Below are 15,484 nucleotides of genomic sequence, written 5' to 3' on the forward strand. Positions count from 1 at the left end.
TAACGACCGAGAGAGTTAACGTAATTCACAGTCAACTTCAACGCGCAGCACGACTCAGGCGTACTTGCCGTGTTCAAGAGAAAGTCGCGTCATCGTTGAAATCACGACGTGGCCTTAACTTAGGAGAAAGAACGTAATGAGAAGTGTCGTGCCTGTGATTGTTCTGATTGGATTGCTTGTGGGAACAATACCAACATTTGCCCAAGGCCGCCTTGGCCGCCGCGGAAACATGCCGGCGGCGGAAGACCGCCTGAAGAATTTGTCCGAGAAACTCCAGCTTTCAGACGATCAAAAGGCCAAGATCAAGCCCATCCTCGAGGACGAAGCCAGTCAACTTCAACAAATCAAGAAAGATGGTTCGAAATCGCGTCAGGAGAAAGTCTCGAAAGCCCGCGAGATTCACCAGGCGCATATGGACAAGATTCGTCCCATCCTGACCGACGATCAGCAAAAGAAACTTGATGAAATGAGAGAAGAAGCAAAGGAGCGCATGAGAAGCCGGCGACAATAAGAGGGTTTGTAATGGGGCTGTTGTAGGCCTGAACAACGGCCCTGACCTCTCCCCTGCGTGCTAGAATTTTAATAAGTCACACGTATTCAAGAATTTCCAACATGGCAGAGATACGTCGCAGAGGATCCGTTACCTGTACCATCGGCAATGTCCGCGTGGGCTCCGACGCGCCAGTAATGGTGCAGTCCATGACCAACACCGATACCGCTGATGTGCTCTCCACCGTTGCACAGGTGGAAGCACTGGCGCGCGCCGGATCGGAAGTGGTGCGCGTGACGGTGAACAACGACGAGGCTGCCGCTGCCGTCCCTCGCATTGTGGACTTGCTGGACCGCAAGGGTATCAGCGTTCCCATCATCGGCGACTTCCATTACAACGGCCACATCCTGCTGAAGAAGTATCCCGAGTGCGCGCGGATGCTGGCGAAGTACCGCATTAATCCCGGCAACGTGAGCGTCGGGCGGAAAGACGACGACAACTTCCGCACGATGATCGAAGTGGCCGTCGAAAATCAGAAACCGGTTCGCATCGGCGTGAACTGGGGTTCGCTCGACCAGCAACTGCTCACCCGCATGATGGACGACAACAACAAGCTTGCGGACCCACTGCCGGCTCGCGACGTGACCATGGAAGCGATGGTAGTGAGCGCACTGAAGTCTGCGGAACTGGCGGAGAAGTACGGACTGCGTCACGACCAGATCATCCTGAGCGCGAAAGTGAGTGGCGTGCAGGACTTGATCGATGTTTACCGGAACCTGGCGGCTCGCTGTGACTATCCACTGCACCTCGGTTTGACGGAAGCAGGCATGGGCGTAAAGGGAATTGTCGCGTCAACGGCGGGACTTGCAGTCCTGTTGCAGGAAGGGATTGGAGACACGATTCGCGTTTCCCTTACACCGGCCCCGAACGGCGATCGCACGGAAGAAGTCGTAACTGCGCAGCAGATTCTGCAGTCGATGGGCATCCGCAGCTTCACGCCGCAGGTGACGGCGTGTCCAGGATGCGGACGAACGACGAGCACCTATTTCCAGGAACTGGCTGAGAATATCCAGAGTTATCTTCGCAACCAGATGCCAATTTGGCGCGACAACTACATCGGCGTGGAAGAGATGAAAGTGGCTGTCATGGGATGCGTGGTGAATGGTCCCGGCGAATCAAAACACGCCAACCTTGGTATCTCACTTCCCGGGACATTTGAGGAGCCAAAGGCTCCTGTGTATGTTGACGGTCGATTAATGACCACACTGAAAGGCGACCACATCGCCGAAGAGTTCATGAAGATCCTGCAGGATTACGTGGACTCACACTACGCACCGAAGACGGAAGCGGTCGCGAAGTAATCAGCTCAACCTACTGAATACACCGGGGGCACGGCAGCTTCGCCGTGCCCTCCACTGACCACCGGCGCGTTCGTTGTCGCGCGGAAAACGGACGTGGTCGCGTTATAAACTCAGTAGGCCGACCGACACACCGAGCCAAACCACAAATCCCGCCACTACCAAAGCCGTCCGAATCAAAGCGTTGTCGATGAACCAATTCCAATTCGCATCCATAAGAACCTCCCGGTTGCCTACTTTTCTGACGTTTGCATTTCCGTTTCGTCAACCGATTCTGTCCCTGTATACGAAGGACTGATGGCAAAAGTTCCCTGGATTTCCTTTGTCACCGAAAGTGACACTTTTTTGCAGCGAGTTCGGCGATTTCAATTTGGGAATTTCTGTAAATAATTGCGAATCTAAGTAGCTCCCACCTGGAACTTCGGCGATAAGCTTCGCTTCAGTACTGAGCACTTGGGGAGGTGTTCATGAAGCGGTCACGCCTTATTCGGCTTCTTCTCATCGTTTTCTGCTTTTTAGTCTGGGTGGGAATCTGCACGGCCCAACAGGTCACTTTGCTCCACGTGAACGACACGCATTCGCACATCGACGCCTGGGGACCGAAAGACGCAAATCTCGACGGCACTCTCGGCGGATTACCGAAAGTAGCCACGGTTGTTGGCATGCAACGCGCAGCCGACCCGCAGGCTCTGTTTGTGCACGGTGGCGATTTGTTCCACGGAGATCCGTTCTTCAACCAATACTTCGGGATTCCGGAGATTCAGATCCTTCAACAACTCGGATTGAACGCGATGGCCGTCGGCAATCATGAGTTTCAGTACGGGCCTGACTTCCTGGCCTTTGTGCTGAGCTACTCGATGCCGACGTATCCTGCGCCTCCGTCGTTTCCGCTGGTAAGTTCGAACCTCGATTTCGCCAACTACCCATATCTGCCTTGGATCGGTTCGACCACACTCAAGGAAGTGAATGGAGTGAAGGTCGGATTCTTTGGCATCACCACCCCGTACGACGTGATTGAGCAGCCTGCTCCGGTAGTGGTGCGCGAAACGCTGGCAGAGGACTCAGCCGCCGCTGTTGCGCAGTTGCGGTCGCAGGGAGCGCAGATCGTTGTGTGCCTGTGTCACACGGGTATGCAGGTATCTGAATTGCTGGCGCAAGTTGTGCCGGGGATCGATGTGATCGTGAACGCGCACGACCACGTTGCGCTCGCGGAACCGAAGATGGTTGTGTCGCCGACGGGCACAACGATCATCGTTTCGGCCGGACAGTATTACCGGTGGGTTGGGAAGTTGCGGCTGAACTACGACGGAACACATGTCTCCATGGTGGATTATTCGCTGCTGTCTGTTGATGAGAATGTGCCGGCGTATCCGTCGCTCCAGGCAGTAGTCGACAGTCTGAAGCCGGAAATCGTCGCTCGTTACGGAGACATCTATCACACCCAGATTGCCTGGGCGACTGCGCCGATCTCCAAGGAATTCGATCCCGATCACATCAAACGTGACACGGCTCTCGGGGACCTAGTCGCCGATGCCTACCGGAACCACACCGGGACAGAGATCGCATTGGAAGCCAGCGGCTTCATCAACGAAGATATGCCGCCTGGGCCCATCGTGGGAGCGGATGTGTTTCGCGTGATGAGCTATGGCATCCCGCACATGACCCAAACCGGTTTGTCGATCGATCTGTTCCGCCTGGCGACGTTCCGCATCAGCGGCGCGGAACTGATCAAAGGATTGGAAATAACGCTGACGAACACGGATTTGTATCCGCAGATTTCAGGGATGCGCTTCGAAATGGACTCGCGTAACCCTCCTTATCAGCGCATTCTGCTCGATACAGTCCACATCAACGGGCACAAACTCGACCCCACCCGGCTCTATTCGGTTACGGGAACCGAGGGATTGGTGATGTTTCTGCCCATGATGGGACTTGAGGTGCAGGACGTTCATATACTTCCCGACACCGCCTACGACGCGATCAAGGCGCTCGTGATCCAACGGGCGATTCTCGATCCCGCGTATTCAGGACGTATTCGCGACGTGGCATCGATTCCGGGAAAGGCGCAAAAGTAGGTGACATGATCCCGCGCTCCTCAGGGGGCGCGGGTTTTCTTCTTAAGGCTCAGGCAGTCTTGGCATGGGGCACGACGATCGCTTCCAGCCGTGGGTAGGTTCTGAGCAGGGGTTCCGGTGCGAGAACCTTTCGGCCGGTGAGCATTGCCTTCAGTTCCAAGGCGTTCGCTGGAGCCTTGCCCTCGAAATGGTTGTTAGCGACCACAAAGGTGACGTCGGCTTTCTTTGCGACTAGTTCGATCTTTTCCTTCCAGCCTTCGAGTTCCTTGGTGGTGTAGAGGTAATCGTAGCGGTCGCTCGATTTTTCCGGATCGAACCACTGATCGTAGCGGCGTCCATGCAGGCGTACATAACCAATGCTCGAGGTGACATGCTCGCTCGGCTGGATCGCCTGGCCGAGAAGCGGTTGATCAATATTGCAGAACGCGACGTTCTTCTGCGCGAAGTAACGAAGCACGCCCTCGTTGCCCCAACTTGAATGGCGTACTTCCACCACCAGTGGATACTCACGGAATTGCCGAATCAGTAACTCGAGGTGATCACGGTTCTCGTTCGTATTCCTGAATGAGATGGGGAACTGCACCAGCACTGCGCCGAGCATGCCTTCTTCCGCGAGGGAGTCCAACCCGGCCTTGGCGTCGTCTTCATCTTTGTCGTTGAAGCGAATGGTTTTCGCCGAGGTTGACTCGACGACTGCGATCGGTGAATGCGTGAAGGCTCTGTTCAGCTTGGCGGTGAAGACGAAGTCCGGATTAACCGCCTTCGCTTTGCGGCACCACAACTTTCCGATCTCCGGGCGGATGTGCCCGTAGAACGAGCTGTTGATCTCGATCAGGTCGAAATACTGCGCGAGATACTCGACAGGATGCTTGTCCTTCTTAAGTTGGGCAGGGTACACGGTCCCGTCCCAATCCTTGTAAGACCATCCTGCGGGGCCGATGTGGATCTTCACTGGATCATCGTAAATCAATAGAAAGCCAGCGCGACGTAGTATGTGCCGCCCGGATTTTCCGGGCTTTGTGCGAAACAGGTTGCGACCGAGTACTTGGAAATGTCGCGATTACGTGCGAGCCGCTGTGCGGATTCCGGCAGGTCTTCCGGGTTGCTGTTGTTGTAAGTAACGGCGTAACGCACATCGGGCAGACCAAGTACCGCCTGTGCGTTGACCTTGCCGGCTTTGCCCATCCTGCATGCAAGCTGTTTGAGCGTTGCCGAATTTAGGCGCTCGAGTCGCGGCGAGCGGTAGCGACGGCGCAAGTCCGTGAACGCTTTCGCGACCAGTTCTTCCGCCTGGGCGGCCGTCCGCTCTTCGATTACATGAGCGAAATTCTGCGCGGCCCAATAGGTGCCGTCCTGCCCACGGGCGATTCCGACACCAACGTCGCTGTAGCGCGGTTCAAGGATGTTCTCCCGGTGCGGCGGCGACTTCATGAAATTCGGATGAAGGTCTTCGAAGAAGGTGCTAAAGCCGACGTTTTCGCCGGCGCGATCGAAGCGAAGCCCCGTAGCCGAAATGCGCTTCGAGACTTCAGGTTCTCCGGGCAGTTGATGAGAGAGCTTTCCGGTTTGCGCCATTCGCTCAGCGTGTTGGCGGGCCGACTGAACCAGGTAAGGATTCAGTTTCAGATCGGGCAGGCCGGCTTCGCGTCGAGACTGGTTGAGTTCGTCGACGAGTTTCTGCTCGTCGGAAGTTGGTTGAACTTGGGACCATCCTGAAAAGGGAAGGATTAAGGCGACCAGGATTAGGACTAGCGATCTCATCGTCGAAGGATGCTCAAACTCTTGGATGCTTATCCGCAATAATCTCACGGAACTAAGGCGAAAAAAAAGCGAATACTCGCACCCGTTTGTGATACGATTCGCGCCAAGCTTTAATCTCCAAGTTGGAGTCATGATGGGCCAGGCAGCAATCATTTTAGTCTCGATTATCTGCGGAGTAGGAATCGGTGTCTTTATCGGGAGGCTGCTGGCAAGTGACAGACTTCGCAAGGACTTCGAAACAAAGTTGAGCGATGCCGAGCGGCGGACGGCAACGGCCGAAGCCGCGGTTCCAGAGTTGCGTACCCAGTTCAGCCGGAAGGATGCTGAAAGCAAGCAGTTGCAGGAGCGGCTGGAAGCCGAGTTGAAGGCGCGCAGCATTGCGGAAACCGCTCTTGGCGAAGAGCGCAAGCGACTGGAGGAACAACGTGCTCTGCTGAGCGAAGCCCAGGACAAGCTGCGGGACGCATTCCAGGCTGTCGCCGCACAAGCGCTAAGTTCAAACAACGAGTCGTTTCTGCAACTCGCCAAGAGTACCCTGGAGAAATATCAGACTGAAGCGAAGAAGGAACTCGAGGCGCGGCACACAGCCGTCGCTACTTTGGTCGATCCCATCAAGGAAAGCCTCGCGAAGGTTGATACCCAACTCCAGGAACTCGAAAAGAGCCGGAGCCAGGCATACGGAACTCTGACCGAACAGGTGAAGTCGCTGATCGGATCACAGCAGAAGCTGGAGGCTGAAACCGGAAAGCTGGTAACAGCCTTGCGTGCTCCGAATGTCCGCGGACGTTGGGGCGAGATCCAGTTGCGGCGCGTGGTCGAGATCGCCAATATGATCCCGTATTGCGATTTCGAAGAACAGGTGAGCGTTTCCACCAGCGATGGGCGTCTGCGTCCTGACCTGATTGTGAAGCTGCCCGGCGGCAAGAATGTGGTGGTGGATGCGAAGGCCCCGCTCCAGGCGTACCTGAATGCGCTGGAGGCGCAGGACGAAGATCATCGCAAGGGGCATCTGCTCGCCCACGCGCGCCAGATTCGCGAGCACATGAAGAAGCTCAGCTCGAAGGCCTACTGGGAACAATTCCAGCCAACGCCGGAGTTTGTTGTTATGTTCCTGCCCGGTGAAACCTTCTTCAGCGCAGCCCTCGAACAGGACGCCACGCTCATCGAAGATGGCGTGATGCAGAAGGTGATCCCGGCTTCGCCAACCACTCTCATTGCGTTGCTGAGGGCGGTCGCCTATGGGTGGACGCAAGAGAAGCTTGCCCGCAACGCTCTGGAGATCAGCAACCTTGGCAAGGAACTGTACGAGCGGTTGCGCGCCATGGGCAATCACATGGAGGCGGTCGGTAAGGGCCTCGACCGTGCGGTTGAGTCTTACAACCGAGCTGTGGGATCGATGGAATCACGTGTGATGGTTTCCGCGAGGAAGTTCGCGGAGTTGGGACCCGCGGTGACCGAGGAAATTGCCGAGCTACAGCCAGTGGAGAAGACCACACGGACTCTGGAATTATTCGACAGCACAGAGGAACTGGCGGCTTCGGCAGGCGCCGAGTAGCTGCATCAACGGTAAGCTATCGCTCCATTTAAGATGTGGACAGAAAGGTTTGCTCGATGTCCCATCGTGTTTGCCCCTGGTGGCTCGGATATCTGCTTGCAAGTCCCCTTCGCCGTCTGTTTACGAAGCCCGAGCAGTTGCTCTCCCGTTACATTCAGCCCGGCATGACAGTCCTCGAACCGGGGCCGGGGATGGGCTTCTTTACGCTGCCCATCGCGAAGATGGTCGGTCCCTCCGGGCGTGTGGTTGCCATTGACGTACAGCAGAAGATGATAGACGGACTGAAGCGTCGGGCAGAGAAGGCCGGAGTCGGCGATCGTATCGACGCGAGGGTTGCTGGACCGGAAACTCTTGGTATTTCCGATTTGGCCGGGCAGGTGGATTTCACGTTGGCTTTCTACGTAGTGCACGAATTTCCAGAAGGGCATCCGTGCTTTCGCGAAGTCGCCGCTACTTCGAAACAAGGGGCAATGTTTTTGGTTTCAGAGCCGACGGGGCACGTCGACGACGCATTCTTCGCTTCGGAGTTGAAGCAAGCGGAGGCTGCGGGCTTCGCAGTCGCGGAGCGGCCGAACATTCGCCGGAGCAAAACTGTGTTACTCCGCAAAATGTAGGTGGCTACGCCGGGAAGAGTCCCATCTGCGCCGCTTGCGAGGCTCGGGCACTCGCCGGTTTCGGATGGCTTGCGTAATCCCAGCGCCCGTAAAGCCCATATTTTTTACGCAAGCTGGTCATCAGCGTCGAGATTCTCTTTCTATACGCAGCGGTCACGAAAGCCTTCTCTCCGTAGCGCGCACGATACTTTTCAACCAGGTGAGGAAATTCCTTCTCGAGAAATGGCAGGAAGACGTTTGCCGAGCACGGCTTCAGGAATAATGGGTTGGCGTAGATGTATAGTCCGCCATGTTCTTTGGTTGCTTTTACCAGCGCATCGAGATCGCGCAGCGAGTCGTTGATGTCAGGCAGCACTGGTGCGCAGATCACACCCGCAGACACGCCCGCTTGCGTTAGAGCCCGAACCGCCTCCAGGCGCAAATCTGGACGCGGTGCTCGCGGTTCCAGAATGTGAGCCAAACGGTAGTCCAGCGTCGTTACGGTGAGATTCACGTACATGCGATTGCGCTCGGCGATCTTGCGCAGCAGATCGGTATCGCGCACGACCAGGTTCGACTTGGTCACGATGCTGATGTCGAGCCCCTCATGTCGCGAGAACTCTTCCAGAATCGAGCGTGTAACTTCATACCGCCGCTCGGCCGGTTGGTAAGGATCCGTGGCCGTGCCAATCGCGATCTGCTCTCCGTCCTTAACTTTCTTCAGATCACGACGTAGCTGGCTGACCACATCCTGCTTCACGTAGATCAGCCGCTCAAACGCGAGCGGATCGCGAAGTTCCATGAACTCGTGCGTATACCGTGCGTAGCAGTATTTGCAGGCGAATTCACATCCGCGAAACGGATTTACGGTCCAGGAGAATGGCATCCGGGGCACGTTGCAGCGATTCAGGATCGACCGGGTCTGGATAGTGAAGTACTCGATGTTGTGTCCGTCGCGGATGTGTTCCCCAGCGGCGGCAAGGCGGGCAATCCCCACGAGTTTCGGGTCATCGCAGTCGGGAGGGAGAAGCGGAAGGGAAGCCATAGGGAGGTACTCGACTTTCGCTTTTTCTTCGCTATCGTATTCCCGAAATGGGAAACTCGTCAACACCAGGAAGGAAGAAGGAAAACGGGCCGCCGTCAGATGTAGGCGGCCTTGGTTTGGGAAGGGGCGGATTGCTAGTGACAGCCGTGCTGCCGTTCGTGCTCGCGCAAAGCGCGCAGGGCTTCCGCGATGGCGGTATTCATAGCGTCCATCTTACGGTCGGTCATGTGAACGCCCATGGTGCGGTGGCTTTGCAGCCTGTTCAGCGCAATGCGCTCATATTGCTCGTATAGGTGATTCCACGTATTACAAAGCATCGAGGCCAGAATAGGCGGTGAGCTTTTCGTCTGACAAGCAAAACGGCTGAAAACTGTTTACTACAGCACTATTTCAGAGACACATTTGGGAACGATGCAACTCTGGTACCAATCGACGTCAAGTGATCGTTAGCGGGGCAAGAATTTGCGTCAAGAGGAGTTTCGATTTGGGAGTTAGCGTTTTTTCAAGAACCATCCCACCGCGAATCCCAAAAGAGCGAGAGCGGCGAGTCGTTTATGGTCCCGAATCGGAACAAATCTGGTGCCCGCCGACGAGATCTCAAGCACTCCGATTGGTTTTACCATCGCACCACCGCCGCCACCGCCTCCCTGGCCGAGGCGTTGCTCTTCCGGATTGCGACTGGGACCCATCCCGAAGCCCGCGCCGAATCCGTATCGGACGCGGGCCACAGGGATGATGGTCTTGCCTTCGGCACTGACCGGGTCGCCGAAGACGGTTTTCACCGTCGTGCTCCCGGCGATGCTGGTGTGAATCGATTCCAGATACTTCTGTATTTCCATCGTTACTCGTCGTCTTTGCCCGTCGGCATCTGAGGCATCTGGCCTCCCATCATGCCGCCCATGCTGAATTTCTGGTATCCGGAGGGGATTTCAAACAGCGAGGCTGCGGGCATTCCTTCCTGGATGTTGTTCAATTCGATGGTCGCGTCATTGGTTTGGGTGCGAATCGGAAAGTGAATTTTCTTGTCCAGCCACACGGTCATCGTGGACCCATCTTTTTTGTTCTTGAACAGCCACTTGTCTGTTGTGCGGCCGTTGACCGTCTCAGTACCCACCTTTTCGCAAGTCATATCAGTTGCTGCGGAGCACGGATTCGTCGGATCGTAGGACTTCAGGTCGGGCATCTTGGGGCCACGATGCATGCTTTGTTGTCCGGCGCGCATTTCCATGTACATCTTCTGCTGCGGCATCACCATGTAGCTGACCTTCCCCGGGATGTCGTTGATCATGATGCTCTGATGCCCGGCGGCGTTCATATCCCAGCGCATCTTCGTGCCGCTGAAATACATTTTCCCGTTCATGGTTTCTCCGCCTTTGGCTTTCATGGTCAGATCCCCAGAGAAGGGAACCGCGCCCGGAACCTGCGCTAATGCCAGCGAAGCGACAAACGCAAAAAGAATCACGACTGCGAATTTCCGCATATCTCCTCCGTACCTCGAACTTACGGTTTGCAAGGCTATCACAGCGCAACGGGGGTTTGCTGTGCATCGAAAGTGTCTGACCTGTTACCCTGAAAAGATATGCACCCGATCGTACTGAGTCTGCTGCTTGGTCTTACCGCTGCTGGAGCGAACGTTTTCGGCGGCGCGGTAATCGTGCAGAAACACTGGGAACGTCGCTACCTGCGATATTTCGTAGCGCTCGGCTCAGGGTTCATGCTGGCGACCGCGCTCATGGAAATGGTGCCAACCAGCTTCGAGTTGCGCGGCGAGAAGGCTGCATTGCTCGTCCTATTGGGATACCTGATCGTTCATTTTTTCGAGCATACGGTCAGTCCGCATTTTCACTTTGGCGAAGAAACGCATGAGCACGAGTTCCGCCACGCCCACAAGAGTTACTCGGTTCTGATTGGGTTGATGATTCACACGTTCTTCGACGGGATTGCCATCGCGTCCGGGTTCCTGGTTTCCAGTTGGCTGGGATGGGTGATCTTCCTTGCGGTTTTCTTACACAAGGTGCCGGAGGGATTTACGGTCGCGTCGGTCATGCTCGCGTCGGGGAAAAGCAAGGGCTTCGCATGGGGTTCGTCAGTGGCGCTGGGAGTTGCCACCTTGGCCGGTGTTGCCACTATGTCCATCACACAGCAGGCCGTCAGCGTGGGACTGCCCCTGGCAGCCGGTGTGACGCTTTATGTCGCTGCTTCGGACCTCATCCCCGAAGTAAACCGTGAGCCGGGAATCAAGATGGCCCTCGTCGTCTTTCTCGGAGTGGCTACGCTTTTCGTCCTCGATTTCGTTTTCCACATCCACCACTAATTCTCGAATCCGTGTTTAGAATGAAATGTCGCAATGAGTAGCCCTGTCCCATCCAGCATGCCTCCATTCCCGGAAGAACCATCAACTCAGAACGGGAAACTGCTCCGGAAGAGTGCTGTGGTGATTGCGGCCGGACTTGCCTTGCTCGTGTTCGCGGTCACGTCGGCTGCGGATCTGATCATGCTGTACAGGCATGAGCCGGTTCACCTGACTCTTGAGATATCCGACGGCATCTCAGCTATTGTGATCGGCGCCCTTTGTTACCGAGTCATCAAGCTTGAGCAACTGCGTCGCGAGCGTCTCCGGCAAAAACTGGAAGTGATCGCCGACATGAACCATCATGTCCGCAATGCGTTGCAGGTGATCTCGCTCACTACTCACTCGAACAACAAAGAAGAGATCAACACGATACGCGAAAGCGTGAACCGTATTCAGTGGGCATTAAGGGAATTGCTGCCGAAACTGTGATTACCTGCTGGCGTGCATGGCGACGACGCCGCCGAATCGACGTTCACGCTTCTGGAAATCGGCAATGGCGTCGAGAAGGTTCACACCGCGAAAGTCCGGCCAGAGAACGTCCGTCACGTAAATCTCAGAATAAGCAATCTGCCAGAGCAGGAAGTTGCTGATTCGCATTTCGCCGCTGGTACGGATCACCAAGTCCGGATCGGGGAGGTTGCGCGTGTACAGATGCCGCGAAATGGTTTCCTCGTCGATGGTCAGGTGATTCAGTCCGCCGTTACTGGCGGCGCTCTTTACGATCGACTGGAAGGCGTCTACCAGTTCGAGTCGCGCGCCGTAATTCAGCGCCAGAGTCATCACCATACCCGTGTTTTTCGCTGTTTCCTCACGTGCCCACTGCATGCGCTCCTGGACTTCCGTCGGAAGTTCATGCTGGCGTCCGATGTACTCAACGCGAATGTTGTTCCGGTTCATGGTGGGAACTTCCTGCTTGAGGAAGTGGCGAAGCAGCCGCATGAGGAAACCGGTTTCGGTTGCGGGTCGCCGCTGCCAATTCTCGGCGGAGAAGGCGTACAGGGTGAGTGCTGGGATATTGATGCGCGCCGCGGTTTCGACCGTGGACCGCACGGCCGTAACGCCTGCTTTATGCCCGGCTACACGTGGCATGTGCCGACGCTTCGCCCAACGGCCATTGCCATCCATTATGATGGCAATGTGCTGGGGCAGCCTTTCGGGGTCGAGACTGGCGTAGATTTTCGCTTCGTTCCGGTCCAGTCCGGCCGGGATAGCAGGGTGCAAACTCTACCTCGTAAAGTGGTCCGAAACCTGAACGTAACACAGCATGCAGGTTCTTGCAAATGCGGCAGTTACAATAGAAAGGCAAGTAAGTTGCCGATGTTTCGGACGCACCCTCGTGAAGTGGATATTCGGGTCCGTGTAGGAAACTATTTGAGAGACAAAGTGTTTAATGAGAATGGGGCCAGAGCGCTGAGCTTCATTCGTAGTCCTAAACTTAGCTAGATGACATCCCGTACGAAAGCATGGGTAGTGATGCTGTGCGCCTTCGTGGTGCTATTGAGCACCAGTGTGGAGTTGGCGCACTTCCATTCGGATTCAAATCCTGCCCCCATCACCAAGAAGAAAACTCCCGACGGATGTCTCGTTTGCCAGAACGCTCACTCGCCAGCGATATCCACCCAGAGTGCCGACCTCGCAGAGTTCCCTCTCGCCATCGGCACTGCGGCCCCATGCACTTCGAAGGGTAGTTCACAAGTTGAAGTGTTTGAGCGCTACGTTCGCCCTCCTCCCGGTTGTTGAAGTCGCCTGTATCGCAGTCCCCGATCGGCCTTTATCAACAGGAGTGAATTCATGGTATTCCGTCGTACATTTTTTGGTTATGCAGCATTGGCAAGCTTGCTTGCTTCCGTTCTGGTTCTCACGGCAGTCGCGCAAAACGTAGGCACGGTGATCGGAACAATCACGGATCCCACCGGGGCCGTGGTCCCCGGAGCAACAGTCTCGATCACCAGTTCGCTTTCCGGATATCGGCAGACCGTCAAGACCGACAACAATGGTCAGTACAAGTTCACGAACGTGCCGTTTGCGCAGTACACCATCCACGTTGAGATCAAGGGTTTTCACCACGCCGACAAGCGCGGCGAACTGCGGACGAACGTCCCAGTAACCGAGAACATGACCCTTGAACTGGCGGAAGCCCAGCAGGAAGTTACCGTCACGGAGCAGGCGCCACTCCTGGAAACCACTTCGGCTGGCACTCACCACGACATCGATCAACTCGAGATGGAAAAGTTGCCACTCACCCAGTCCAGCCGGGGCATGGCTGCGATCGTACAGACGCTCCCCGGTGTGGTGAAGGACGACAACGGTCGTATGCATGCCCGCGGTTCTGAGAGCCAGGTGCAGTATGTCGTCGACGGAGTGCCAATTACCGAGAATCTTGCCGGAGTTTTTTCCACGGCGCTGAGCGCAGGCAACATGCGTTCTGCCGAAGTTATCACCGGGAATGTCCCTGCCGAATACGGCGACAAAGTCGCTGCAGTTGTGATGTTCAACACCAAGTCAGGGCTCGAAATGCCGTGGCAAGGCAGCATCGGTTTTTCAGGTGGATCCTTCGACACCGCCGGGACCGGTGTTGAATTTGGTGGACACGTGAAGAAGTTCGGAGTTTATGTGAACTCCGACGTGAGCCGTAGCCGCAGATATCTGGATCCTCCCGAGATCGCGAACTTCCACAATACCGGCGGCAGCGCGCACCTGTTCAGCCGTTTCGACTACTCCCCGACGGACAAAGACAACTTGCGGCTCAGCCTGTCGACCAACGGAACAGACTTCCGTGTCCCCAATCGCTTGGAGCAGCAGGAGCTTGGCCAGAATGTCAGGCAGGAGCTGCGAGACGACTCCCAGTCATTCGGATGGGACCATGTCTTTAACAACACGACCTTGGGCAATCTGGTGATCTTTCGACGGTCATCAACGTCGCGATTGCTTGATCCGCTTGAAACCGGTTTTCCGTTCCATGCCGAACAGAATCGCCGTCTTCGCAATGAAGGTTTCCGAGCCAACTTGAGCCGTGAGTTTCCCCACAACTCGTTTAAGACGGGAATTGAAGCGCATCGGCTACCCATTACGGAACGGTTCATGATTGCCGCTACCGATCCGGCGATTCTCGAAGACCCAAGTAATCCTGCGTCGCATTTCTCGCTCTCAAACCCGTTCTCATTCCGGGACACGAAGACGGGAAAGCAGTTCGCATGGTACGTGCAGGATCGCTTCAAATGGGCCGGCTTAACGGCCGATATGGGCATACGCTACGATCATTACGACCTTCTACTAACCCAGGATGCGTGGAGCCCACGCATCGGGCTGGCGTACTATGTGGCGAAGACTGGCACGGTAGTCCGTGCGTCTTATAACCGGCTATTTCAAACGCCGCCGGTCGAGAACCTGCTGATCTCGTCATCGCAGGCGGGCGCGGTGTTCTCGGGGGACCCGAACAAAATCGTGACCCCGGTTCCGCCTGAAAGGCAAAACTTCTACGAGGTAGGCCTGCAACAGCAACTGGGTCACTATGTCCGACTTGACCTTGCCCATTACGTTAAGAACATCCGGAACATCAGCGATAAGGACCAGTTCCTCGACACCGGCATCATCTTTCCGGTGGCCGTATATTCAGGCGATGTTCGAGGTTACGAGGTGCGCCTCGACCTGGCGGCGGTTCGTGGGTTCACTGGCTTCCTCAGCTATGCGAACGCGAAGGCAAACAATACGACTCCTCTAAACGGTGGCTTGTTCCTGGGTACGGAATCGGACCTGCTGCTGGTGTCCGGCCTGCAGTTCCCGGCAGATCACGATCAGCGAAACACCGGATCATTCGGCGTTACTTATACTGCGCCGCGTGGCTGGTGGAGTTCGTTCACCGGTCGCTATGACAGCGGAGTCGCCAGCGAAGTAGATCCCCAGCTTTGGGCGACACTCGATCCTCGGCTGCAGGAGAACCTCGATCCGGTACGCGGGCGCGTAAAGCCAAGGGCCACCTTCGACATCGCAACTGGCTACACGCTTCGTTCGGAATCGCGGATGCCGATTGATCTGCAATTGTCCGTTACAAACTTGTTCGACCGGTTCTACCTGTACAACTTTGAAAGCGTCTTTTCGGGAACGCACATTGGACGTCCCCGCGAGGTCTCTGGCCGCATCGTGTTCCGCTTCAGCAGCGCCAAGCCAGAAAAGGACGCCACCACGTCAAGCAGTGGGTTTTAGTCCGATTGGAAGCCAACAAAAAGCCGAGGCTGTTATGCCTCGGCTTTTTGT

Annotated in this window: 15 protein-coding genes; 8 read left to right on the plus strand and 7 right to left on the minus strand. The window is 56.0% G+C overall.

Annotated features, from left to right (window positions below; all coding sequences use genetic code 11):
* The first annotated feature begins 136 nt into the window (after window positions 1-136).
* The 3 genes from VN577_22415 to VN577_22425 all read left to right on the plus strand — a co-directional run bounded on the left by VN577_22415 (window position 137) and on the right by VN577_22425 (window position 3,923).
* On the plus strand, window positions 137-511 hold the full coding sequence (locus VN577_22415) for a hypothetical protein (protein ID HWR17600.1): 375 nt from the start codon (window positions 137-139) through the stop codon (window positions 509-511).
* 101 nt (window positions 512-612) lie between these two features.
* The gene (gene ispG, locus VN577_22420; protein HWR17601.1) at window positions 613-1,851 is read left to right on the plus strand and encodes a flavodoxin-dependent (E)-4-hydroxy-3-methylbut-2-enyl-diphosphate synthase; all 1,239 of its coding nucleotides are present in this window, start codon (window positions 613-615) and stop codon (window positions 1,849-1,851) included.
* 464 nt (window positions 1,852-2,315) lie between these two features.
* Window positions 2,316-3,923: a bifunctional UDP-sugar hydrolase/5'-nucleotidase gene (locus VN577_22425; protein HWR17602.1), complete on the plus strand. Its 1,608-nt coding sequence runs from the start codon at window positions 2,316-2,318 to the stop codon at window positions 3,921-3,923.
* A gap of 49 nt (window positions 3,924-3,972) precedes the next feature.
* On the opposite strand, the gene VN577_22430 is transcribed toward VN577_22425, so the two are convergent.
* A complete protein-coding gene (locus tag VN577_22430; GenBank protein ID HWR17603.1) occupies window positions 3,973-4,875 on the minus strand; it encodes a DUF72 domain-containing protein in 903 nt (300 codons plus the stop codon).
* 14 nt (window positions 4,876-4,889) lie between these two features.
* Window positions 4,890-5,684 carry a CAP domain-containing protein gene (locus VN577_22435; protein ID HWR17604.1) on the minus strand — a complete coding sequence of 265 codons (795 nt, stop codon included), beginning with the start codon at window positions 5,682-5,684 and terminating at the stop codon, window positions 4,890-4,892.
* Window positions 5,685-5,817: 133 nt separating this feature from the next.
* On the opposite strand from VN577_22435, the gene rmuC reads away from it, so the two are divergent.
* Complete coding sequence (gene rmuC / locus VN577_22440) at window positions 5,818-7,239, plus strand: DNA recombination protein RmuC (protein ID HWR17605.1); 1,422 nt, start codon at window positions 5,818-5,820, stop codon at window positions 7,237-7,239.
* A 56-nt stretch (window positions 7,240-7,295) separates the two neighbouring features.
* Entirely contained in the window at window positions 7,296-7,853 is a 558-nt protein-coding gene (locus VN577_22445) for a class I SAM-dependent methyltransferase (GenBank protein HWR17606.1), read from the plus strand.
* 4 nt (window positions 7,854-7,857) lie between these two features.
* Here VN577_22445 and VN577_22450 read toward each other — a convergent pair whose 3' ends face one another.
* The 4 genes from VN577_22450 to VN577_22465 all read right to left on the minus strand — a co-directional run bounded on the left by VN577_22450 (window position 7,858) and on the right by VN577_22465 (window position 10,357).
* A complete protein-coding gene (locus VN577_22450) occupies window positions 7,858-8,877 on the minus strand; it encodes a radical SAM protein (GenBank protein HWR17607.1) in 1,020 nt (339 codons plus the stop codon).
* Between the two features lie 134 nt (window positions 8,878-9,011).
* Entirely contained in the window at window positions 9,012-9,194 is a 183-nt protein-coding gene (locus VN577_22455) for a hypothetical protein (protein ID HWR17608.1), read from the minus strand.
* A 174-nt stretch (window positions 9,195-9,368) separates the two neighbouring features.
* Window positions 9,369-9,716: a spore germination protein GerW family protein gene (locus VN577_22460; protein HWR17609.1), complete on the minus strand. Its 348-nt coding sequence runs from the start codon at window positions 9,714-9,716 to the stop codon at window positions 9,369-9,371.
* A gap of 2 nt (window positions 9,717-9,718) precedes the next feature.
* Window positions 9,719-10,357 carry a DUF4412 domain-containing protein gene (locus VN577_22465; GenBank protein HWR17610.1) on the minus strand — a complete coding sequence of 213 codons (639 nt, stop codon included), beginning with the start codon at window positions 10,355-10,357 and terminating at the stop codon, window positions 9,719-9,721.
* Window positions 10,358-10,456: 99 nt separating this feature from the next.
* Here VN577_22465 and VN577_22470 point away from each other — a divergent pair, with 99 nt between their 5' ends.
* Together VN577_22470 and VN577_22475 are read left to right on the plus strand one after the other, a co-directional pair.
* Window positions 10,457-11,191: a ZIP family metal transporter gene (locus VN577_22470; protein ID HWR17611.1), complete on the plus strand. Its 735-nt coding sequence runs from the start codon at window positions 10,457-10,459 to the stop codon at window positions 11,189-11,191.
* 33 nt (window positions 11,192-11,224) lie between these two features.
* On the plus strand, window positions 11,225-11,659 hold the full coding sequence (locus VN577_22475) for a hypothetical protein (protein ID HWR17612.1): 435 nt from the start codon (window positions 11,225-11,227) through the stop codon (window positions 11,657-11,659).
* Here the strand turns inward: VN577_22475 and VN577_22480 are convergent, their stop codons facing one another.
* Window positions 11,660-12,451 (minus strand): isoprenyl transferase, encoded by a 792-nt coding sequence (locus VN577_22480; GenBank protein HWR17613.1) that lies wholly within the window; start codon window positions 12,449-12,451, stop codon window positions 11,660-11,662. It lies immediately after the preceding gene.
* Window positions 12,452-13,021: 570 nt separating this feature from the next.
* Here VN577_22480 and VN577_22485 point away from each other — a divergent pair.
* The gene (locus VN577_22485) at window positions 13,022-15,433 is read left to right on the plus strand and encodes a TonB-dependent receptor (protein ID HWR17614.1); all 2,412 of its coding nucleotides are present in this window, start codon (window positions 13,022-13,024) and stop codon (window positions 15,431-15,433) included.
* Window positions 15,434-15,484: the final 51 nt, after the last annotated feature.

The sequence above is a fragment of the Terriglobales bacterium genome (assembly GCA_035561515.1).
Taxonomy (GTDB): domain Bacteria; phylum Acidobacteriota; class Terriglobia; order Terriglobales; family Acidobacteriaceae; genus DATMXP01.